The 20,480-nt window shown below is 66.9% G+C and carries 20 protein-coding genes; 5 read left to right on the plus strand and 15 right to left on the minus strand.

Annotated elements, in window-relative coordinates; all coding sequences use genetic code 11:
• Position 1: 1 nt before the first annotated feature.
• The 6 genes from VMT65_RS10895 to VMT65_RS10920 form a co-directional block, all read right to left on the minus strand.
• Positions 2-574, minus strand: coding sequence for an adenine phosphoribosyltransferase (locus tag VMT65_RS10895; RefSeq protein ID WP_326307958.1), 573 nt, complete (start codon positions 572-574; stop codon positions 2-4).
• Positions 575-611: 37 nt separating this feature from the next.
• Positions 612-2,330, minus strand: a complete 1,719-nt coding sequence (locus VMT65_RS10900) for an ABC transporter substrate-binding protein (RefSeq protein WP_326307959.1) — start codon at positions 2,328-2,330, stop codon at positions 612-614.
• Positions 2,331-2,345: 15 nt separating this feature from the next.
• The gene (secF, locus tag VMT65_RS10905; RefSeq protein ID WP_326307960.1) at positions 2,346-3,554 is read right to left on the minus strand and encodes a protein translocase subunit SecF; all 1,209 of its coding nucleotides are present in this window, start codon (positions 3,552-3,554) and stop codon (positions 2,346-2,348) included.
• 2 nt (positions 3,555-3,556) lie between these two features.
• Complete coding sequence (secD, locus tag VMT65_RS10910; RefSeq protein ID WP_326307961.1) at positions 3,557-5,245, minus strand: protein translocase subunit SecD; 1,689 nt, start codon at positions 5,243-5,245, stop codon at positions 3,557-3,559.
• 103 nt (positions 5,246-5,348) lie between these two features.
• A complete protein-coding gene (yajC, locus tag VMT65_RS10915; protein WP_326307962.1) occupies positions 5,349-5,699 on the minus strand; it encodes a preprotein translocase subunit YajC in 351 nt (116 codons plus the stop codon).
• 114 nt (positions 5,700-5,813) lie between these two features.
• Positions 5,814-7,307, minus strand: a complete 1,494-nt coding sequence (locus VMT65_RS10920; RefSeq protein WP_326307963.1) for a flavin-containing monooxygenase — start codon at positions 7,305-7,307, stop codon at positions 5,814-5,816.
• Positions 7,308-7,346: 39 nt separating this feature from the next.
• Between VMT65_RS10920 and VMT65_RS10925 the strand changes: the two genes are divergently transcribed.
• Complete coding sequence (locus VMT65_RS10925; RefSeq protein ID WP_326307964.1) at positions 7,347-8,012, plus strand: TetR/AcrR family transcriptional regulator; 666 nt, start codon at positions 7,347-7,349, stop codon at positions 8,010-8,012.
• Between the two features lie 97 nt (positions 8,013-8,109).
• The gene (locus tag VMT65_RS10930) at positions 8,110-8,679 is read left to right on the plus strand and encodes a DivIVA domain-containing protein (RefSeq protein WP_326307965.1); all 570 of its coding nucleotides are present in this window, start codon (positions 8,110-8,112) and stop codon (positions 8,677-8,679) included.
• A 19-nt stretch (positions 8,680-8,698) separates the two neighbouring features.
• Here the strand turns inward: VMT65_RS10930 and VMT65_RS10935 are convergent, their stop codons facing one another.
• A complete protein-coding gene (locus VMT65_RS10935; protein ID WP_326307966.1) occupies positions 8,699-9,193 on the minus strand; it encodes a hypothetical protein in 495 nt (164 codons plus the stop codon).
• 380 nt (positions 9,194-9,573) lie between these two features.
• Here VMT65_RS10935 and VMT65_RS10940 point away from each other — a divergent pair, with 380 nt between their 5' ends.
• Entirely contained in the window at positions 9,574-11,013 is a 1,440-nt protein-coding gene (locus VMT65_RS10940) for an HNH endonuclease signature motif containing protein (protein WP_326307967.1), read from the plus strand.
• A 186-nt stretch (positions 11,014-11,199) separates the two neighbouring features.
• On the opposite strand, the gene VMT65_RS10945 is transcribed toward VMT65_RS10940, so the two are convergent.
• Positions 11,200-12,153, minus strand: coding sequence for a GlxA family transcriptional regulator (locus VMT65_RS10945; protein ID WP_326307968.1), 954 nt, complete (start codon positions 12,151-12,153; stop codon positions 11,200-11,202).
• A 69-nt stretch (positions 12,154-12,222) separates the two neighbouring features.
• On the opposite strand from VMT65_RS10945, the gene VMT65_RS10950 reads away from it, so the two are divergent.
• Complete coding sequence (locus VMT65_RS10950; protein ID WP_326307969.1) at positions 12,223-13,191, plus strand: NADP-dependent oxidoreductase; 969 nt, start codon at positions 12,223-12,225, stop codon at positions 13,189-13,191.
• Positions 13,192-13,196: 5 nt separating this feature from the next.
• Here the strand turns inward: VMT65_RS10950 and ruvB are convergent, their stop codons facing one another.
• From ruvB to pdxT, 6 genes are all read right to left on the minus strand, one after another.
• The gene (gene ruvB, locus VMT65_RS10955) at positions 13,197-14,279 is read right to left on the minus strand and encodes a Holliday junction branch migration DNA helicase RuvB (protein WP_326307970.1); all 1,083 of its coding nucleotides are present in this window, start codon (positions 14,277-14,279) and stop codon (positions 13,197-13,199) included.
• Positions 14,280-14,285: 6 nt separating this feature from the next.
• Complete coding sequence (gene ruvA, locus VMT65_RS10960) at positions 14,286-14,891, minus strand: Holliday junction branch migration protein RuvA (RefSeq protein ID WP_326307971.1); 606 nt, start codon at positions 14,889-14,891, stop codon at positions 14,286-14,288.
• Positions 14,888-15,457, minus strand: coding sequence for a crossover junction endodeoxyribonuclease RuvC (gene ruvC, locus VMT65_RS10965; RefSeq protein WP_326307972.1), 570 nt, complete (start codon positions 15,455-15,457; stop codon positions 14,888-14,890). The genes ruvA and ruvC overlap by 4 nt, the downstream gene beginning before the upstream one ends.
• A gap of 114 nt (positions 15,458-15,571) precedes the next feature.
• Complete coding sequence (locus tag VMT65_RS10970; protein ID WP_326307973.1) at positions 15,572-16,018, minus strand: hypothetical protein; 447 nt, start codon at positions 16,016-16,018, stop codon at positions 15,572-15,574.
• A 171-nt stretch (positions 16,019-16,189) separates the two neighbouring features.
• A complete protein-coding gene (locus VMT65_RS10975) occupies positions 16,190-16,942 on the minus strand; it encodes a YebC/PmpR family DNA-binding transcriptional regulator (protein WP_326307974.1) in 753 nt (250 codons plus the stop codon).
• Positions 16,943-16,995: 53 nt separating this feature from the next.
• The gene (pdxT, locus tag VMT65_RS10980; protein WP_326309143.1) at positions 16,996-17,619 is read right to left on the minus strand and encodes a pyridoxal 5'-phosphate synthase glutaminase subunit PdxT; all 624 of its coding nucleotides are present in this window, start codon (positions 17,617-17,619) and stop codon (positions 16,996-16,998) included.
• A 207-nt stretch (positions 17,620-17,826) separates the two neighbouring features.
• Between pdxT and VMT65_RS10985 the strand changes: the two genes are divergently transcribed.
• On the plus strand, positions 17,827-19,518 hold the full coding sequence (locus tag VMT65_RS10985) for an APC family permease (RefSeq protein WP_326309144.1): 1,692 nt from the start codon (positions 17,827-17,829) through the stop codon (positions 19,516-19,518).
• Between the two features lie 3 nt (positions 19,519-19,521).
• Here the strand turns inward: VMT65_RS10985 and VMT65_RS10990 are convergent, their stop codons facing one another.
• Positions 19,522-20,373 (minus strand): acyl-CoA thioesterase, encoded by an 852-nt coding sequence (locus VMT65_RS10990; protein WP_326307975.1) that lies wholly within the window; start codon positions 20,371-20,373, stop codon positions 19,522-19,524.
• Between the last annotated feature and the right edge of the window lie 107 nt (positions 20,374-20,480).

Raw genomic sequence — 20,480 nt, forward strand, 5'->3', positions numbered from 1 at the left:
GTCAGAGCTTGACGATGGACGTCACCGGGTAGTCGCCCTGCCGCCCACGGCCTTCCAGGAAGCTCAGCTCGAGCACCACCGCCGCCGCGACCACCTCGGCTCCGGCGGCGGTGAACAGCTCGGCCGCGGCTGCGAGGGTGCCGCCGGTGGCCAGCACGTCATCCAGCAAAAGGACCTTGCGCCCGGCTAGGTTGACACCGTCCGCGGGGATTTCCAATGCCGCAGAACCGTATTCGAGCGTGTACTCGCGAGAATGCACCGGCGGCGGCAGCTTCCCGGCCTTGCGCACCGCCACCACACCGGTCCCGAGGATCGCCGCGGCTCCCGCGCCCAGCAGGAACCCGCGCGCGTCGACACCCGCCACCAGATCCGCGTCCGGCGCGCACGCCGCGAAGCAGTCCAGCACCGCCCGGAATCCGTCGGCGTCCGCGAACACCGGTGTCAGATCGGCGAATCGCACGCCCGGCGTCGGAAAATCATCGTGCCAGCGGGTCAGCCGCCGCACCGCTTCCTCGGCCTTCGCGGCCCGTTCTCCCGCCACTTCCGCCGTCTCCAACATCTCGTGCTTGCTCATCGACACCCACTCCTCGTCCACCACGCCGCCACGGCGTTCACCGTTTCAAAACCCAGCGATCCATGTTCCAGCCCGCACCTGCCCGGGTAGGGCTGGCGATGCCGTTCTCCATGCCGTCGCCGAACGCGATGGTGCGCGGACTGGCGAACAGCGGAATCGAGGGCATCTCACCCCAGAGCAGGTTCTCCTGCTCGTTGAGCAGATTCAGCACGGTGGTCGAGTTGTCCTCGGCCGCAAGCTGATCCGCGATGGCATCGTAGCGGCCATTGCCCCAGCGGCCGTAATTCAGACCCGCGCCGGTGCGCAGCGCGCCGATGGCGTCGGTCGCGAGCAGGGTGCCGGAGGGGCCGGGCATGCCTGCGGTGCCGCCCAGGATGGCGTCCACCTTGCCGTCGGTCAGCTGCGCGGCGGTGAAATCCGGTGCGCCCGCGTCGACCACGGTGATACCCGCCGACTTGCACGCGTCCGCGATGGCCGACACCATGGCCGCGCGCCGCTCATCGGGCTTGACGTACCCGATCCGGACCGTCTGATTCCCGATCCCGGACGACTGCGCCGCCTGCGAGGCCGTCGCGTCCCCGCCCTTGTACTTGTCCCCCGCGCCCGCGATGGCCGGGTAGTACAGCGAATCCTGTTGCACGGTCCGCGAATTCAGCACGCCCGCGCCCAGCCCGAGTTTGACGTCGTACTCCGGGTGCCCGAACTTGTCGAACAGCGCCTGCCGCGGCACGCACAGCGCGAACGCCTTGCGCGCGTCCGGCGACCCGAACACTCCGGCACCGCCGAGCACCAGCTGCTCGACCCCGCGGCCGGGCAGATTCTGCTTGTGGAATCCGCCCAGGCTCACCTCACCCAGCGAGCCCGCGCCCACGTCCAACACGCCGATGGAGTTGTCCGACAACTTCGACTTCAGATCGGAATGCCGGTCCCACACCACGATTCGCGGCGTCTTGGGCTGATTGCCCCACCACTTCTCGTTCTTGACCAGGACCAGGCCGTCCTTGTCGCTGAACGAGTCGACCCGGTACGGCCCCGAGGAGGGCAGCACCGTCAGATCCAGCTTGCCGGGGGTCAGCTTCCAGCCGTTGTTCCAGAAGTCGGCGATCCGCTCGAGCGTGGGCTGATCACCGGTCTGCACCGGGGTCACCACGTTCGGCACCTTCACCTGGCTGGCGACCACGTGCGCGGGCATCATCTCGGCCGCGTTGAACAGCGACTTCCACGACGAATAGTGCTTGCCCGGCCGGAACACCACGGTGGCGTCCTTGGACCCGGGCTGGCAGTCCACCCGCTCGATATCGCGATATCCGTCGGTGCTGGCCGCGTCGAACAGCGGAACCGGCCCGCCCGGACCGGCTTTGGTGAACCGGCCGCTGCGCGCCGCCCAGGTCAGCACCAGATCGTCACAGGAGGTCTGGATACCGTCGGAGTAGGTGCCCTCCGGGTTGAGCCGGTACTGGATGGTCTGCGTGTCGCCGGGCACCTCCTTGGCGGTGCCCACATCGGTGTCGGCCACCGGCTGCCCGTCGGGGCCGGTGTAGAAGAACCCGGTCAGCACCCGCGAGAACACCGCGGCCGCACCGCTGTTCGCGCCGAGGGTGCTGCTGCCGTTGTAGCTCGCGATGACCGCGTCCACACCGTAGCCGATGGAGGGCACCTGGTTCTTCGATGAGCATCCCGCCACCGCACCGGCGGCGAGGGTGCCCGAGACCAGGAGAACCGCGGTTCTGCGCAAGACCTTGCGTTCGTGCTTCACCGTCGCCCCCCGCGCTCAGTGCCGTCGCTTCTGTCGTTTCCCACTCGGCCGGGCACCGGGACGCGGCGCGCCCGAGCTCGAACGCGGACCGACGGTTTCGAAGCCCCGGGTCGCGGAACCCGCCCGCGCGGCCGCCGCCGCACCGACGCGCGCCTTGCCCGCGCCCGAGCGCTTGGCCAGCACCTTCTTGGTGTGCGCGGACACCGGACCCCAGCGCTCCTTGATCGACACCAGGATCGGCACGGCGAAGAAGATCGACGAGTAGCCACCCACGATCATGCCGACCAGCTGCACCAGCGCCAGATCCTTGAGCGTGCCCACACCCAGCAGCCACACCGCGATCACCAGCATGCCGATGATCGGCAGAATGCCGATGACGGTGGTGTTGATGGACCGCATCAGCGTCTGATTGGCGGCCAGATTCGCCCGCTCGGCGTAGGTGTGTTTGCTCAGATGCAGCACCCCGCGCGTGTTCTCCTCGACCTTGTCGAAGACGACCACGTTGTCGTAGAGCACATAGCCCAGAATCGTGAGCAGACCGATGACCGCCGCGGGCGTCACCTCGAAACCGACCAGCGAGTAGATGCCCGCGGTCACAACGAGATTGAAGAACAGCGAGCCGATCGCCGCGATCGACATATCGCGTTCGAAGCGAATCGCGATATAGGCCATGGTCAGCACGACGAACACCACCAGTGCCAGCAACGCCTTGTGCGTCACCTGACTACCCCAGGTCTCACTGATCTGAGCGATGCTGATGGCATTGCGGCTGGGCTGGCCGCTCGAATCCTTCGGATGGAAGGCGTCGAACAGCGCGCTCTGCAGCTTGTCGGCCTGGTCGGTCGACAACGAATCCGACCGGACCTGAATGGTGGCCGAGGAACCCGAGCCCACCTTCTGCGTGGTCACCGGGTCGTGGCCGATCACGGTCCGGTAGACCTCGTCCACCTTCGAGGTGGTGACGTCCGCGGCGGCGGGCAGCTGGATGCGCGAACCGCCCGCGAAATCGATGCCCAGGGTGAATCCCTTGAGCCCCATGCTCAGCGCGGCGATCGCGATGAGCACCGCGGCGATGCCGTAGTACACCTTGCGCTTGCCGACGATCTCGAAACCGCCGGTGCCGGTGTACAGCCGCTCGAACAGGCTGTGCTTGCGGCCCGAAACCGTTTCCTCGTAATCGAGTTCGTTGTCGGGATCCACCGCGATGGGAGAGGACTTGGCCATGATCACGCCTCCTTCACCAGGACACCGGCCGCGGCCTTGCGTTCCTGTGCGAGCTCTGCAATAGCGCCCAGGCCGTTCACCGACGGCTTCGCCCAGAACGGCGAGCGCGAGACCAGCATCATCAGCGGCGCGGTCACCAGGTACAGCACGATGACGTCGAGCACGGTGGTCAGACCGAGGGTGAAGGCGAAGCCCTTCACCTGACCGGCGGCCAGCACGTACAGCACCGCGGAGGCGATGAGCGACACCGTCTTACCGGAGAGGTTGGTGCGCTGCGCGCGCTGCCAACCGCGGGGCACCGCGGAACGGAAACTGCGGCCCTCGCGCATCTGGTCCTTGATGCGTTCGAAGAAGACCACGAACGAGTCCGCCGTCATACCGATACCGATGATCAGACCGGCGATACCGGCCAGATCGAGGGTGAAGTTGATCCACCTGCCGAGCAGCACGATCAGCGCGTACACCGCCACACCGGCCGCGAGCAGCGAGAATCCGGCCAGGAAGCCGAGCATGCGGTAGTAGAGCAGGCAGTACAGCAGCACCGCCACCAGACCGATGGCACCCGCGATCAGACCCGCGCGCAGCGAGGACAGACCCAGGGTGGCCGACACCGTCTCCGCCTCGGAGGTGGCGAACGACAGCGGCAGCGAACCGTACTTCAGCGAGTTCGCGAGTTCCTTGGCGGTCGTGCCGTTGAAGTTGCCCGAAATCTGGGTGCTGCCGCCGAACTGGCCGCCGGACTCCACGCGCGGCGCGCTCACGACCTTCGTGTCGAGGGCGAAGGCCAGCTGCTTGCCGACGTACTCGTTGGTCAAGTTGCCCCAGGCGTCCGAACCGCTCGACTTGAACTCGACGTTCACCACCCAGCGGCCCTGCCGCTGATCCAGGGTGCCGGTCGCGTCCTTGATCTCCTGGCCGTCCAGTTTGGACTTGTCCAGCAGGTACACCTCGTTGCCGTCGGTGCTGCAGGTGACCAGCGGCAGGTTCGGATCGTCATTGCCCTGCAACGGATCCGGCTTGCTGCAATCCATGCTCGCCATGGCCTGCAACTGGACCGCCTGATCGGTGCTCTGCCGCAACGCCTTCGCGGCGGCGATCTCGGCCTGAGTCTGCTGCTGCGGGCTCTGGCCGCCCGGCGCGGGGGTCGGCGTGGTCGGGGCCTGCGCGGGGAACACCCGGTTCTGCGGCGCCTCGGTGGTCGGGGCCGGAGCCTCGCTGGTCGGCGTGGCGGTCGGGGCCGCGGTGTCGGTCGCGGGCGGGGTCGTGGGCTGACCGGCCGCGGGTTGCTGCGGAGCCTGCTTGCCGACCTGCGGCGTGGTCACGTTCAGCACCGGACGCACGTACAGCTTCGCGGTGGTGGCCAGCGACTTCGCCTGCGCGCCATCGTCACCCGGGACCGTGATCACCAGGTTGTCGCCATCGATGACGACCTCCGACCCGGCGACGCCCAGACCGTTGACGCGCTTCTCGATAATGCTCTGTGCCTGCTTGAGGCTGTCCTGACTGGGCTTGCCGCCGTCGGGGGTACGCGGCGTCAGGGTGACGCGGGTTCCGCCCTGCAGATCGATGCCGAGCTTCGGGGTGTGGTGCTTGTCGCCGGTGAAGAAGATCAGGCCGAACAACAAGGCCACCAGCGCGGCGTAGACGCCGAGCAGGCGCAGCGGATGCGCCGTTCCCTGGGAAGGTGGCACAGTACTTATCTCCTAGGCGGGTCGATGTTCGAACGTGTGGGTACACACCGCAGCGCCACCGGGCTGCCGGATTGCTCGAGCAGCGCGATGGCGCGGGGCGGTATCAGTCTTTGGTCAGCTTCGGCGCGTCAGCTGCGTCGACCTCGTTGTCGAAGACGACCTCGGTGGTCTCCTCGACCGTGGTCTGCTCGGCGGCGTCATCCTCATTGCGCACCTCGCGGATCGACGCCCGCAGCCAAGTGGTGACGACTTCCTCGGCGATCTCCAGATCGACGCTGGTCTCATCGAGTTCGACCACGGTGCCGAACAGTCCCGACGTGGTGACGACGCGGTCGCCGACTTTCAGGCTGTCCTGCATATCCGTCACCTTGGCCATCTCCCGCTTCTGGCGGCGGACGCCGAGGAACATCGGGATGAGCAGAGCAACCAGCAGCAGCGGCAGCAGAAGGTCCATCGTCGAAGTCAGCCCCTAGTCAATGGTCGGATGGGTGCGTTTCCCACACAGTCTGCCAGTAGACCCTGAGAGCTGCGCGGTCGACCGCCGACTATGCCGACCGCGCAGTCCCACTCAGGCGGACCGCACCCCGTAGGTGTAGTCGTCGAGCGGGAAGTTGGACGCCTCGCGATGCGCGTTCAGGGTGCTGGTCGGGCGCAGCAAGGCCGCCTCGCCGTGCTGGTTGAAATAGTAGCTGCGCGCGGTCGCGCACTGGCCGCCGTAGAACACGGACGCGCCCAGTTTTTCGGTGACGCGGTCCAGGAATTCGGTATTGGCGCGCTCGGTCACCTCGAAGACCTCTTCGCCGCGCCGGAACATCTCACCGAACAGGCGCGCCATGTGCTTCATCTGCGCCTCGATGGTGGTGAAGTAGGACAGGCCGCTGTAGGAATACGGGCTGTTGAGGCTGACGAAGTTGGGGAACTTCGGGACGGTGATGCCCTCGTAGGCCTGGAAACGGTTGTCGCGCCAGAACTTTCCGAGATTGCGGCCGTCGCGGCCGATGATCTCGATGGCGGGGAAATTGACGTCCCAGAGGTTGAAGCCGGTGGCCAGGATCAGGGTGTCGATCTCGGTCTTGTGGCCGTCAGCTGTAACGATGCCGTCGGCTTCGATGTGGTCGATGGAATTCGTTTCCAGGCGGACATGCGGCTCGTTGAACGTCTTGAAATACGTATTCGAGAACGTGGGCCGCTTACAGCCGAAATCGTAATCCGGCGTCAGCTTCTTGCGAATCTCCTTGTCGCGCACCGACGCCCGCAGATGCGCCTTGGCGAGCACACCGGCCGCCCGGTTGAGCGGCTTGGCCTGCTTGAAGTGCAGCACGCCCACGACCATCAGCGCCTCCAGCATGGAGGTGTTGACGAGCCGAGCGGCCTTCTGCGTCAAGGGGACTCGCGCGAACAGGTTCTGCACGGCGGGCGGGATCGGCGCGTCGACCTTGGGGACCACCCAGATCGGGGTGCGCTGGAAGACGGTGAGCGCCTGTGCCTTCTTGGCCACCTCGGGAATCAGCTGCACGGCCGTCGCGCCAGTGCCGATGATGGCGGCCTTCTTGCCGGTGAGGTCGAAGTCGTTGTCCCACGCGGTGGTGTGGATTATCTTGCCCGCGAACGTGTCGATACCCGGGAACGGCGGGGTGTAGGGCTGGGACAGGAAGCCGGTGGCGGCCATCAGGTACCGCGCGGTCAGCGATTCGCCGTTCTCGATCGAGACCACCCAGTGCTGCTGCTCCTCGTCCCAGCGCGCGCCGCCGACGACGGTGTTGAAGCGCATGCGGCGGCGCAGGTCGTACTTGTCGGCGACGTGCGCGGCGTACTTCTTGAGCTCCGCGCCCGGCGCGAACAGGCGCGACCAGTACGGGTTGGGCTCGAAGGAGTACGAGTAGGTGACCGAGGCGATGTCGACCGCCAGGCCCGGGTAGTGGTTCACATGCCAGGTGCCGCCCAGATCGTCCTCGCGCTCCAGGATGACGAAATTGCTCAGGCCGAGCCGATCCAGCTCGATGCCCGCGCCCATACCGCCGAAACCCGCACCGACCACGATGGCGTCGTACTGAGGTGCCACGACGAACCTCCCTGCAAAGAGTGATGAAGATGTCAGGGAATGACACATCATTCCGCTTGTGATCACCGTATCATCGCCCCTGTGACGAAGCCATCCTCGAGAATCGAACGGCGCAAGGCCGAGCTCCGGAAGGAGATCATCGACACCGCGTTCGCCTGCTTCGCCGAGAAGGGCTATCACGCCACCGGCATCGCCGATATCGCCGGTGAGCTGGGCATCGGGCACGGGACGTTCTACCGGTACTTCACGAACAAGCGCGACATCATCGACCACGTCATCGATGATCTGGCGGCGCGGATCATCGAGTCGCTGGGGACCGACAACGCGCCCGACGCGGCGGACAGTCTCGAGGAGTACCGGGCGCAGGTGGACCGGATCGGCGACGCGTTGAATCGGATCTTCCTCGAGGATCAGCGGGTGGCGCAGCTGCTGCTGTTCCAGGCGACGGGGATCGATGCGGAGCTGACCATGCGGCTCTACGGGCTGCTCGATACCGCGGACGCGTTGACGGCGGGATATCTCGAGCACGGGGTCGAACGGGGTTATCTGCGTGCGGACCTCGATACCGTGAACACGGCCCGGGCGGTGACTGGGATGCTGTTGGCCGCGATTCTGCACGGGATTCGGACGCCGGACGCGGGGGCGGTCGACGATCTCAGCCATGCGATTCGGCATCTGCTGATCGATGGGGTGCGCAAGCACTAGCGGGCTGCGCGCGCCCCCGGTGCAAACAGACCCGTTTGTCCGATGCGGCCGGATCCTGAAGGGGCGGAGGTAATTCGGACATGAGCCCATTGGCACAATGACGCGCGTGACCCCAGAGGACGTCCGCCGCACCCGGTTCGGCCCCGCCCCGTTCGGGCACCCCGGCTACCACCCCGACCAGGTGGACGCCTTCTGCGCGCGCATCGCCGACACCATGGCCGGCCGCGACCACCTCACCATCGCCGACATCCGACTCGTCGAATTCGACGCGCCCCCACCCGGCCGCCGCGGCTACGACATCGACCAGGTCGACGACTTCCTCGACCGCCTCTGCGTCGATCTCGAACACCTACGCCACGGCCGCCCCCGCACCCCGGCCGGCCGCCCCAACGAACCCCTCACCCCGGACGACGTCCTCCACATCCACTTCTCCGCTCCCCCCTACGGCTTCCCCGGCTACCAGGCCGACGAGGTAGGCGCCTTCCTCGACCGCCTCGCCGCCACCCTCGCCCACCACGGCCCCAACGGCCTGACCGCCAAAGACATCCAAGAAACCACCTTCCACCTAGCCCCCGAGGGCACCCCCTCCTACAACCGCGAGGAAGTAGACGCCTTCCTCGACCTGGTCCTCCACCAACTCGCCCACACCGAGGTGACCCCGGGCTGACCGGATGACCCGGACAGGTTCAGTCGCGCTTGGCGGCGTAGGCGGGGAATTTGGCGCGTACGGCTTGGTCGAAGGCCAGGGCGCGGGTGTGGGAGTCGGTGGGGTCGAGGCCGAAGCGGCCTAGGCCGAGTCGGCGGTAGGGGCGTAGGTACCAGGACATGAGGGCGGCGGCCGCGTTGGTGTGGCCGTTGAGCAGCGCCCAGACGATGATGGCTCGCACTCGGGCGGCGGGGATTCGGCCGTGGCGGTTGGGCTTTCGGGCGGCCGCGAGGAAGGCTTCGGGGGCTGTGGTGGGGGCGAAGAGGTCTGGGAGATGGACTGTCATCCACGCGCGGAACCAGGCGAGCATGACATCGACCTGGGCGGGGTAGGTGAGCTGTTGGCCGCGCGAGACCATGGTGTGGTCTTCGAGTTCGCCGAATCTCTGGTGATCGATTTCGTCGGGGCGGCGGTCCTCGCCGGTGGGCTCGTCCAAGGCTGCTTCGGCGGGCAGGTCGCGGAGCACCTCCGCCACTCGGGCGGAGAGGATCGACGCATCCCGAACCGCAGCACCTCGCAGCCTGCCGACAGCGCGGGGAGGTCGGTGAGTTCGTCGAGGGTCTCGCCCGCGTCGTCGACGACGTACCAGCCGTCGTGGTTGGTGGCGGCCGAAAAGGGCTGTTTCTCATAGGGACTGAGCTCGCCTGTGCGGTGCAGGCCCAGCTCACGGCAGACCGTGTCGGAGTCCTTTCCCCGCACGGCTATCCAGGTGACTGAATACCCCATGGTTCGCGCCCTCCCTGTCGCTGGATCAACGGTAGCGAGAGCGTCCGACAGGACCGAGATTTATTGGTAGCTAGAGGTTTACACAGCGTGTTGCTTTGATCGTGGTGTTGTGTCGAAGGTTTCGAAAGTATGATCGATGTTATGGGTGAAATCGCTGATGACCTGCTTGCTGCCAATGCGGTGGTTGAGCGGCTTCGTGCGGTGCACTCGGAGATTGCCGCATTGCAGGCCGAAGAGGTCGCATTGATGACGCGGCTGTATCGGATTCGGCGTGCGGAGCAGCTCGAACTTGGCGTCGGGCAGCTGTATGCCGGGGAGGATGCCGCTACCGAGATCGGGATGGCGCTCAAGGTGTCGCAGCGGTCTGCGGATGAGCTGATTGGGATCGGGCTCGGGTTGGAGCATCGGTATCCGGCCACGCGGGAGGCGTTCGCGGCGGGGCGGATTGATTTGTCGCGGGTTCGGGCTATCAGCCAGACGCTGACCAATGCGTCTGAAGACGTGCTTGCGCGGCTGGAGCCGAAGGTTGCCGCTTATGGCGAGAAGGCGGATCCGGCTCGGCTGCGGCGGACTGCGCGGCGGTGGCTTTTGGAAGCGGATCCGGAGGGGCAGGCGTTGCGGCGCAAGGCGGCCGAGGCGGATCGGTATGTGGATGTCCGCGCTGCTGACAATGGGACGGCTGTGGTGGATGCGGTGCTGCCCGCTGCCGGTGGGCAGGCGCTGTACGAGCGCTTGCGGGAGATGGCGTCGGGGCAGGTGTGTGGGAAGGATCCGCGGACTACGACGCAGCGCCGGGCTGATGCTCTGGTAGCGCTTGCTGACGGTTCGGGGCGGCTCACCTGCCAGTGCGGGCGGGCGGATTGCCCTCAGGCCGCGATTGATGCTGCCACTCCCCCGGCTCGCAAAGCGCTTGTGCAGGTGGGTGTCTCGGCGGAGACGCTGGCGGGGATGCGGGACAATCCGGCGCTGCTGGCGGGGCTCGGTGCGATCGACCCCGATCTGGCTCGGCAGGTCGCCCGCTATGCCCGGTTCCAGCTGATCGGCGAGACTGATTGTGCGGGGCAGGAATTGCGGTACCGGCCTTCGGCCCGGGTTGCGGCTCGCGCGCGTGCGTTGGACGGGACTTGCCGGGCGCCTGGGTGTCAGGTTCCGGCTGCTGCTACAGATCTCGACCATCAGGATCGGTTCGATCACAGGGATCCTGAAGCCGGGGGGCACACTACCGAATCGAATTTGGGTGCGCGGTGTCGGCGGCATCATCGGCTCAAGACGCTCGCGGATAATCGACGGAATGGTTGGCGGGTTTCTCATCATTCTGACCGGCGGGTCGAATGGCGTTCACCGTCGGGGGATTCGGTTACTACCGCTCCCGAGGGTGTGAAGTACCTGTTTCCGACCGAGTGGGTGCCACCGGTTACTGCCGGTGGGGTGCCGGATGCGGAACCTCATGGGTCGGTGTGGGATCCGGGGAATGCGGTCAATGCGATGACCGAGATTCTACATGTCTATGCGACACCCGCTCAGCGGCGCGAACAATGGGCTCGGATTCGGGCTCGGCACAACATGTGATTCAGATGCTCGAGGCCGTGTAACACGGGGGAAGACTACTTGCGTGCATGGCTGGCAACGGGATTGCTCGCGGGGTGCAGGTACCGGAAGTGTGGTTGCGTCGCCTGCCCTACCGGACTTGGGCTGACGCCAGGTTGGGAGCCGTTACTCACGTACCGGCCCACGGACTGCACGGATCACCTTTTACTACATTTTTTCGGCGGATTTGAAGGTTCTTCTGTAGGTCAGAGGGGATACCCCGATTGCCTCATGGAGATGTTGGCGTAGAGAAGTGCCCGTCGCGAAGCCGACCTCTGTGGCGATTCTGTCTACCGGGAGGTCTGTCGTTTCGAGTAGTTCGCGGGCTCGGAAGACTCGTTGTTGAATCAGCCAACGGCCGGGGCTCATGCCTACCTCGTCTCGGAAGCGGCGGGCGAAGGTGCGGCCGCTCATGCGGGCCTGGTCGGCCAGGTCGGACATGGTGACGGGATGGTGCAGATTCTCCAAAGCCCATTGGCGGGCGGTGGCGGTGCCTGCGGCGGTGGGTGGCGGGACGGGCTGTTCGATGAATTGGGCTTGGCCGCCTTCGCGCCAGGGTGGGACGACGCAGCGCCGAGCCACCGTATTGGCGACTTCACTGCCGTGGTCGGTGCGAATCAGGTGCAGGCACAGGTCCACTCCCGCGGTCGCACCCGCCGAGGTGAGGATGTCGCCATCGTCGACGTAGAGGACGTTCGGGTCCACCTGGACCTTCGGGTAGTGCCGACGGAAACGCTCCGCGAAATTCCAGTGGGTCGTGGCGGGCCGGTCGTCGAGCAGTCCGGCGGCCGCGACGACGATCGCGCCGGTGCAGATGGACACCAGTCGCGCACCGGGCCGGATCAACGCCAGCGCATCCGAAACGGCTTGCGGTAGGCCGTTTTCGAGGATCGGGACGACATCGCAGGGTGGGATGACCACGGTGTCAGCGGTTTTCAGCGCGCTCGCGTCGTAGGCGACCGCGATGTCGAAGTCGGAATTGGTGCGCACGGGCTGACCGTCCAGCGAGCAGGTGACCACCTCGTACCGCCCATCGGCGGTACCGAACACCCGGTTCGGAATCCCGAGCTCGAACGGGTACACGCCATCCAGCGCCAGGACGACCACACGGTGCGACTGCATGGCACGATCCTATCGAATAATGGCAATCCTGCCATTTTCTGCTGCCCGGATCGACGGCAAGCTGAGAGCATGAGCGAGAAGGACACGACGATCCCCACCACGATGAAGGCCATTGGCCAGGACGTTCTCGGCGGACCCGAGGTGCTGCAGGAGGTCGAGAAGCCCGTTCCGCAGCCCGGGCCGAGCGAGATCCTCGTCAAGGTGCGCGCCACCGCCCTCAACCCGACCGATTGGAAGCATCGCCGACTGCCTGGCCTGTTCCTCCCCGCGCCGCCCTTCGTCCTGGGCTGGGATGTCTCGGGCGAGGTGGTCGCGACCGGTGTCGGCGTCACCCTCTTCGAGCCGGGCGACGAGGTCTTCGGCATGCTCCCCTATCCGCACGGCCACGGCGCGGCCGCCGAGTACGTCACCGGTCCGGCTCGTGCCTTCGCCCGCAAGCCCGCGAATCTGGACCACGCGCAGGCCGCCGCGATCCCACTGGCCGCACTCACGGCGTATCAGGCGATTGTCGATACCGCGAATGTGCAAGCGGGCCAGCGGGTTCTGATCCATGCGGCGGCGGGCGGCGTGGGTCATTTCGCGGTGCAGATCGCGAAGTCGCTGGGCGCGTACGTGATCGGCACGGCGAGCGCGGCCAACCACGATTTCCTCCGGTCGATCGGTGTCGACGAGCCGATCGACTACCACTCGGTGGATGTCATGGAGACCGTTCGCGATATCGATATGGTGCTGGACCCGATCGACGAGGAGCACGCCATTCGCTCACTGCGCACGCTGCGACCGGGCGGCATCGTTGTGGCCATCCGTGGCGGTGTCGGCACCGAATTGCGCGCTGCCGCCCGGCAACTCGGTGTTCGCGGGGTGTCCTTGCTGGTCGAGGCCGATCACGCGGGCATGGACGCCCTGCGTGAGCTGACCGAGTCCGGTGCCCTGCGACCCACCATTGCGGGCACCTTCCCGCTCGCGGATGCCGCCAAGGCGCACGCGCTCGGCGACACCAATCGCACCGTCGGCAAGCTGGTGCTCACCGTCGGCTGAAACGCTTACGGCTCGAACAGATCCAGCTGCGGTTCGCGGGGGCGGACCTCGATCGAACCGAAGACCAGATCCGGGGGCGGGACCAGGCCCAGGTGCTCCCACGCGGCTGCGGTGGCGACGCGGCCGCGGGGGGTGCGGGCCACCAAACCGGCTCGGACGAGGAAGGGTTCGCAGACTTCCTCGACCGTGGCGGCTTCCTCGCCTACGGCTACGGCCAGCGTCGAGACGCCCACCGGGCCGCCGTTGAAGCTGCGGATCAGGGCGCCGAGGACGGCGCGGTCGAGGCGGTCCAGGCCGAGGACGTCCACGTCGTACACCGCCAGTGCGGCGTGGGCGATTTCGGGGGTGACCAGGCCGTCGGCCTTCACCTCGGCGTAGTCGCGGACTCGGCGGAGCAGGCGGTTGGCGATGCGGGGCGTGCCTCGGGAGCGGCCCGCGATTTCGGCGGCGGCGTCGGATTCCAAACGCACGCCGAGGATTCGGGCCGAGCGCTCGAGAATGAGTTTCAGCTCGTCGGGCTCGTAGAAGTCCATGTGGCCGGTGAAGCCGAAGCGGTCGCGCAGGGGGCCGGTCAGGGCTCCGGAGCGGGTTGTCGCGCCTACCAGTGTGAATGGGGCGATGTCGAGGGGGATCGAGGTTGCGCCGGGGCCCTTGCCGACGACGACGTCGACTCGGAAGTCCTCCATCGCGAGGTAGAGCATTTCCTCGGCGGGCCGGGCCATGCGGTGGATTTCGTCGATGAACAGGACATCGCCTTCGACCAGGTTGCTCAGCATGGCGGCGAGGTCTCCGGCGCGTTCCAGGGCGGGGCCGGAGGTCAGGCGCAGGGCGCTGCCCAGCTCGCCCGCGATGATCATTGCCATGCTGGTTTTGCCCAGACCGGGCGGGCCGGACAGGAGGACGTGATCGGGTGTGCCGCCGCGCAGTTTCGCGCCGCGCAGGACCAGCGCCAGCTGTTCGCGGACTCGGGGCTGGCCGATGAAGTCGTCGAGGGACTTCGGGCGCAGGCTGGCTTCGATTTCGCCGTCGGATTGCAGATAGCTTGCGGTGACGGCGGATTCGGTGTCGTCGGTGAAATCCTCGGTCATGGTGGCCTATCGATTCTTGCCGAGCAGACCGAGAGCCGTGCGCAGGGCCTGGGACGTGCCGAGGGTCGGGTCGTCGGCGAGGACGGCGTCCACCGCGCCCTCGGCCTGGCGGGCGGGGAAGCCCAGACCGATCAAGGCGTCGACGACCTGTTCGCGGACGGGAGTCGCCATGGGGGCGGGGCCGGAGCCGGGCGGACCCGATTGGACGGGAACCAGATTCACCTTGTCGCGGAGTTCGACGACCATGCGTTCCGCGCCGCGCTTGCCGATGCCGGGAACTCGGGTCAGGGCGGCGACATTGGATTCCGCCAGGGCCTTGCGGAGGGCCTCGGGCTCGAGGACCGCCAGCACCGCCATGGCCAGTTTGGGGCCTACGCCCGAAACCGTTTGCAGCAGACCGAAAAGTTCGCGGGCCTCGGTGTCGGCGAAGCCGAACAGCGTCATCGAGTCCTCGCGGACGATCATGGTGGTGTACAGCCGCGCGTCCTCGCCGCGGGTCAGTCCGGCCAGCGTGGCGGGGGTGGCGTTGAGGCGGTAGCCGACTCCGGCGGCCTCGATGACCACATGGTCGAGTCCGATCTCGAGTACCTCGCCGCGTACCGACGCGATCACCGTGTTACCGCCTTCCGTTGCTGGGCAAGCCGTTCCTCGTACATGCGCTGTTGTGCCGCGGCCATCGCCTCCGCCTTGGCCATGCGGTCCAGCATGGGTGCGCGCCAACAATGGCAGATGGCCAGGGCTAGCGCGTCGGCGGCGTCGGCGGGTTTGGGTGCGACGGACAGCCCGAGGATACGGGTCACCATGGCGGTCACTTGCGCCTTGTCCGCGGAACCGTTTCCGGTGACGGCCGCTTTCACTTCGGAGGGGGTGTGGAAGCGGACCGGAATGTCGCGGCGGGCCGCGGACAACGCGATGACGCCCGCGGCCTGGGCGGTGGCCATGGCGGTGCGCACATTGTGCTGGGAGAAGACGCGTTCGATGGCGACGACCTCGGGCTTGTGGGTGTCCATCCACGCCTCGGCGCCGTCAGCCACCAGCAGAAGGCGTTGCGCCAGTTCCATTTCCGGCGGGGTGCGGACCACGTCCACCTGCAGCATGGTCACCTTGCGGCCCATACTGCCCACGACCATGCTGAGCCCACACCGGGTGAGCCCGGGGTCGACGCCCATCACCCGCACCGAAACCCCTCTCACCGTGAACGAACAACTGTTCGAGAGTCTAACGGACGCCCGTCGCGACATTGTCCATCGACACGGCGAGGATCGGTGCGGGGTCGGCGGATTCGGCCGGAATCAGGAGCCGCTGGGTGCGGGGGCTTCGGGGCGGCGGCGACTCGAATTGTCGACCGTGGCGCTGAGGTAGTCGACGCCGGTGACGTAGCTGGGCTCGTAGGTGTCGGGATCCCAGGTCGTCGGGCCCGTGCTCCAGGTGCCGTCGGGGTTCATGGTGGAGGGGCCGGGGTGCATCATGCCGTGCTTCCAAGTTCCGAGGCATCCGGCGCGGACTTCCTCGGTGGAGTGGCTGTTGACCCAAACCGACATGTCGTGCGTGCCAAGGATATCCGAGCAGTGCACGCGGACCTGCACGCGGTAGATGTCGTCGGTGTCGTTGCGGCACACGCGATCGGAGCACGAGACGCCGTCGGCCAGGTCCTTGGCGAAGGCGGCGGGGGCGAGCGTGCCGGCAGCGGCGGTGATCAGGGCAGCCGTGCCGAGACCGACGAGCAAGCGGTGAGCCATGCGTGAAACTCCTCTTCGACAGTGTCCCGACCTGGGATACAGCTTGTCGCACAGGAGGTTTCAGGGATATCGGGGAAATCCCTTAATTCGTCGCTCCCCCACCCTGATTCACGGAAAGGACGCGGGCCGCCTCCGTGCTGGAAGCGGCCCGCGTCGGGTGAGCTTTGTCGGCTATGCGTCGAGCTCGGCCAGCACCTCGTCGGACACGTCGATGTTGGTGTAGACGTTCTGCACGTCGTCGCAGTCCTCGAGGGCGTCGACGAGCTTGAACACCTTGCGGGCCAGCTCGGCGTCGGCGGGGACGGTCACCGAGGGCTGGAAGCCGGACTCGGCGGAGGTGTAGTCGATGCCCGCCTCCTGCAGCGCGGTGCGGACCGCGACCATGTCGCCGGGCTCGGAGATGATCTCGAACTCGTCGCCCAGGTCGTTGACCTCCTCGGCGCCCGCGTCGAGCACGGCCATGAGGACGTCGTCCTCGGTCTGCCCGGCCTTGTCGAGGGTCACCACACCCTTGCGGGAGAACAGGTACGACACCGAGCCGACGTCGGCCATATTGCCGCCGTTGCGGGTCACCGCCACGCGGACCTCGCCCGCGGCGCGGTTGCGGTTGTCGGTGAGGCACTCGATGAGAATGGCGACACCGCTGGGTCCGTAGCCCTCGTACATGATGGTCTGCCAGTCGGCACCACCGGCTTCTTCGCCGCCACCACGCTTGCGGGCCCGCTCGATGTTGTCCTGCGGCACCGAGTTCTTCTTGGCCTTCTGGATGGCGTCGTAGAGAGTCGGATTGCCATCCGGGTCACCACCACCGGTGCGCGCCGCGACCTCGATGTTCTTGATCAGCTTGGCGAACAGCTTGCCGCGCTTGGCATCGAGGGCAGCCTTCTTGTGCTTGGTGGTGGCCCATTTTGAATGGCCGCTCATTCCCTACTTCCTCGTTTCGGGGGTCTGTGTTGTTTCCGACATTCGAGAGTACGTCAGACTCCGGCGCGCGGGCGCACCACGGTGTCGACGAAGAGCTTGTGCACGCGGAGATCGCCGGTTACCTCGGGGTGAAACGAGGTGGCCATGACATTGCCCTGGCGGACGGCGACGATGCGTCCGGCGGCGGGGCCGGAGGGGACGGTGGCGAGGATCTCGACGTCCTGGCCCGCCTGCTCGACCCAGGGGGCTCGGATGAAAACGGCGCGGACCGGGGCGTCGTCGAGGCCCTTGAAATCCAGGTCCGCTTCGAAGGAGTCGACCTGGCGGCCGAAGGCATTGCGGCGCACCGTCATATCGATGCCGTGTAGGGGCTTCATGTCGGGGCGGGTGTCGAAGACCTCGCTGGCGAGCAGGATCATTCCCGCGCAGGAGCCGTAGGCCGGGAGGCCGTCGCGGAGGCGCTGCTTCAGGGGCTCGAGCAGGTCGAAGACTTCCAGCAGCTTGCTAATGGCGGTGGATTCGCCGCCGGGGATCACCAAACCGTCAATGGTGGCCAGCTCGGATTCGCGGCGCACGCCGACGACGTCGGCTCCGCAAGCTTCCAGCGCATGCACATGTTCACGCACGTCGCCCTGCAGGGCCAGCACGCCAATTGTCGGTTTCACGCCGTCGAGCATACGTTCGCGGGTGGTTGTGGCCCTGCTCACCCAGGGTGTCAGGGTTCCGTTAGGACGAGTGTCCAGGAGCTGTCGCGGGTGAAGACTCCGGATGTGACTGATGTTCTCCCGCACACCTCGTCCTCGGCGCGAGGTGGACTCGAGGTGCCGCCAGCTCGGCACGGGCTGACCGTTTCGACCGGTCTGGCCGGACTTTCCCTGGACGCCATGGCCTCGGTCGCCTACGGTCCCGAGGCCATCGTGCTGGTGCTGGCCGCCGCCGGAACCGCCGGGCTGGGCTTCACGCTGCCGGTGACGCTGGCGATCGTGGTGCTGCTGGCCGTGCTGATCGCGTCCTACCGGCAGGTCATCGCCGCCTTCCCGAACGGCGGCGGCGCGTACGCGGTGGCCAAGGAGCGGCTCGGCCATCGGACCAGCCTGGTGGCGGCGGCCTCGCTGATCGTGGATTACGTGCTGAATGTGGCGGTCTCGATCGCGGCGGGTGTGGCGGCGCTGACTTCGGCGTTTCCGGCGCTGTTCCCGTACACGGTCTGGATCTGTCTGGCCGTGTTGGTCGGGATCACAGTGCTGAATCTGTACGGGATTCGGGAGAGCGCTCGGGCGTTCATGATTCCGACCGTGGTGTTCGTGGTGGGGATTCTGGCGGTGATCGTCGCGGGTCTGCTGCGGGGTGAACCGGCCACGGTGGCGACCGGGGAGGTCGTGTCCGAGAACGCGCGGGCCATTGGGATTCTGTTGCTGCTCAAGGCTTTCTCGAGCGGGTGTGCGGCGTTGACCGGGGTCGAGGCGATCGCGAATGCGGTGCCGAGCTTTGCCGCCCCGAAGGTGAAACGTGCGCAGCGGGCCGAGGTGGCGCTGGGCGTGCTGCTGGGTGTCATGCTGATCGGGCTGGCGACGCTGATCGAGAAGTTCTCGATCCGGCCGCTGGATGGCACGACCGTGCTTTCGCAGCTCACCGAGGCGGCGCTGGGGCACGGAATCGGTTACTACGTCGTGCAATTCGCGACCGTTATCCTGCTGGCGCTGGCGGCGAATACCTCCTACGGCGGGTTGCCGACGCTGACCAAGATTCTCGCCGACGACAATTGCCTGCCGCACCGTTTCGCGGTGACCTCGCCTCGCCAGGTGTACCGGTTCGGCGTTCTGGCCCTGGGCATTTCGGCGGCGGTGCTGCTGATCGCTTCCGAGGGCAATATGAACGCGCTGGTGCCGCTGTTCGCCATCGGAGTCTTCGTGGGCTTCACCATCGCCCAGATCGGCATGGTGCGGCATTGGCTGGCGAATCGAATTCCGGGGTGGCGCTGGCGAATCGGGCTGAACGGGTTCGGCGCGGCGCTGACCTTCGTCGCGCTGGTCGTCACCACGTCGATGAAATTCGCCGAGGGCGCGTGGCTGATCGTGCTGGTGCTGCCGCTATTGGTGCTGGGGATGGAGCGAATTCGCAAGACCTACGGGCGCATCGAAGGCTGCCGGGGCGCGGGCTGTGTGCCCGCCGAGCCGCGACCCTCCGAGACCGCGATCATCGTGCCGGTGTCGGAGGTGTCCGAGCTCAGCCGCGAGGCGCTCTCGGCGGCCATGTCACTGGGCCGGGACGTGACGGCGGTGCACGTGTGTCTGCCGGGCGAGAACATCACCGTGTTCACCAAGGAATGGGAAGCATGGCATCCCGATGTGCGGCTGCTGCTGCTCGAGGACGGCGATTCCACCGTCGGCGGGCCGGTGGCGCGGTATGTGCGTGACAATTTCGCCGGGCGGCGCAAGGTGGTGGTGATCGCCGAGATCGAGCCGCCCGCGGGATGGAATCACGTGCTGCCCAGCCACCGCAGCGATGAGCTGGAGAAGACGCTGCGCAAGATGTCCGACACCGTGGTGTGCCACCTGCGGGTGCAGACGGCCTGAGGCTCAGGCGGTTCCGGGCGGGAACGAGGCGGCCTGCGGATCACGGAAGGTGCGAATCAGTCCCTCCTGCATGACCACCGCGACCAACTCCCCCGCCTGGTTCCAGATCCGCCCGCCGGTGAGCGCGCGGCCCGCTCCGGCGCTGGGCGACTGCTGGTCGTAGAGCAGCCAGTCGTCGGCGCGGAACGGGCGCAGGAACCACATGGCGTGATCGAGCGACGCGTTCTGGGTGGGCTCGTCGGGGTGGATGACCTTCGACGAGCCGAGCAAGGTCATATCGCTCATGTACGCCAGCGTGCAGACGTGGAACAGCGGATCGTCGGGCAGCGGGTGCCGGTAGCGGAACCACACCTGCTGCTGGGCGATCGTGCCGCCGCGGCGATCGATCTCGTCCTGCGGGATGGTGCGAATGTCCCAGTGCTCCCATTCGCGCATGGCCCACAGTCGTTCCGGGCTCATGGACTCCTTGGCGTCGGGCAGCTCGAGCGGCGGCCGCACCGTCGGCATCACGTCCTGATGCTCTGGGCCCTCGTCGCCGACGTGGAAGGAGGCCGACATGGTGAAGATGGCCTCCCCGTTCTGCACCCCGGTCACCCGCCGAGTGCAGAAGGAGCGACCGTCGCGAATGCGGTCGACGAGGTAGACCGTGGGCTGCTCGGGATGGCCGGGCCGCAGGAAATAGCCGTGCAGCGAATGCACCTGATAGTGCGGATCCACCGTGCGCACCGCGGCCACCAGCGCCTGTCCGGCAACCTGTCCGCCGAATGTGCGCGGCAACTGCGTCTTGGTGGACGCGCCGCGGAAGATGTCGCGCTCGAGCTGCTCTATCTCGAGCGCCTCTTCGATCGTCGCCATGCACCCGTCCCTTCGCGTTTGTCGCGCTCAGGCTAACAACCGAGGCGATCGGAGGCGGGCAGCGGTGCCCGCGCGCGATTCCCGGGAATCCTTACGGTTTGTTTATG

It is taken from the genome of Nocardia sp. CDC153 (assembly GCF_035818515.1).
Taxonomy (GTDB): domain Bacteria; phylum Actinomycetota; class Actinomycetes; order Mycobacteriales; family Mycobacteriaceae; genus Nocardia.

Coding starts and splice junctions, on each gene's coding strand:
- VMT65_RS10975 (WP_326307974.1), bottom strand. CDS start 16,942: ATGAGCGGCCATTCAAAATGGGCCACCACCAAGCACAAGAAGGCTGCC.
- VMT65_RS10990 (WP_326307975.1), bottom strand. CDS start 20,373: ATGGCGACGATCGAAGAGGCGCTCGAGATAGAGCAGCTCGAGCGCGAC.
- VMT65_RS10945 (WP_326307968.1), bottom strand. CDS start 12,153: ATGCAGTCGCACCGTGTGGTCGTCCTGGCGCTGGATGGCGTGTACCCG.
- VMT65_RS10970 (WP_326307973.1), bottom strand. CDS start 16,018: ATGGCTCACCGCTTGCTCGTCGGTCTCGGCACGGCTGCCCTGATCACC.
- VMT65_RS10985 (WP_326309144.1), top strand. CDS start 17,827: ATGGCCTCGGTCGCCTACGGTCCCGAGGCCATCGTGCTGGTGCTGGCC.
- yajC (WP_326307962.1), bottom strand. CDS start 5,699: ATGGACCTTCTGCTGCCGCTGCTGCTGGTTGCTCTGCTCATCCCGATG.
- VMT65_RS10930 (WP_326307965.1), top strand. CDS start 8,110: ATGACGCGCGTGACCCCAGAGGACGTCCGCCGCACCCGGTTCGGCCCC.
- pdxT (WP_326309143.1), bottom strand. CDS start 17,619: ATGCTCGACGGCGTGAAACCGACAATTGGCGTGCTGGCCCTGCAGGGC.
- VMT65_RS10950 (WP_326307969.1), top strand. CDS start 12,223: ATGAGCGAGAAGGACACGACGATCCCCACCACGATGAAGGCCATTGGC.
- VMT65_RS10895 (WP_326307958.1), bottom strand. CDS start 574: ATGAGCAAGCACGAGATGTTGGAGACGGCGGAAGTGGCGGGAGAACGG.
- VMT65_RS10925 (WP_326307964.1), top strand. CDS start 7,347: ATGACACATCATTCCGCTTGTGATCACCGTATCATCGCCCCTGTGACG.
- ruvB (WP_326307970.1), bottom strand. CDS start 14,279: ATGACCGAGGATTTCACCGACGACACCGAATCCGCCGTCACCGCAAGC.
- VMT65_RS10940 (WP_326307967.1), top strand. CDS start 9,574: ATGATCGATGTTATGGGTGAAATCGCTGATGACCTGCTTGCTGCCAAT.
- secF (WP_326307960.1), bottom strand. CDS start 3,554: ATGGCCAAGTCCTCTCCCATCGCGGTGGATCCCGACAACGAACTCGAT.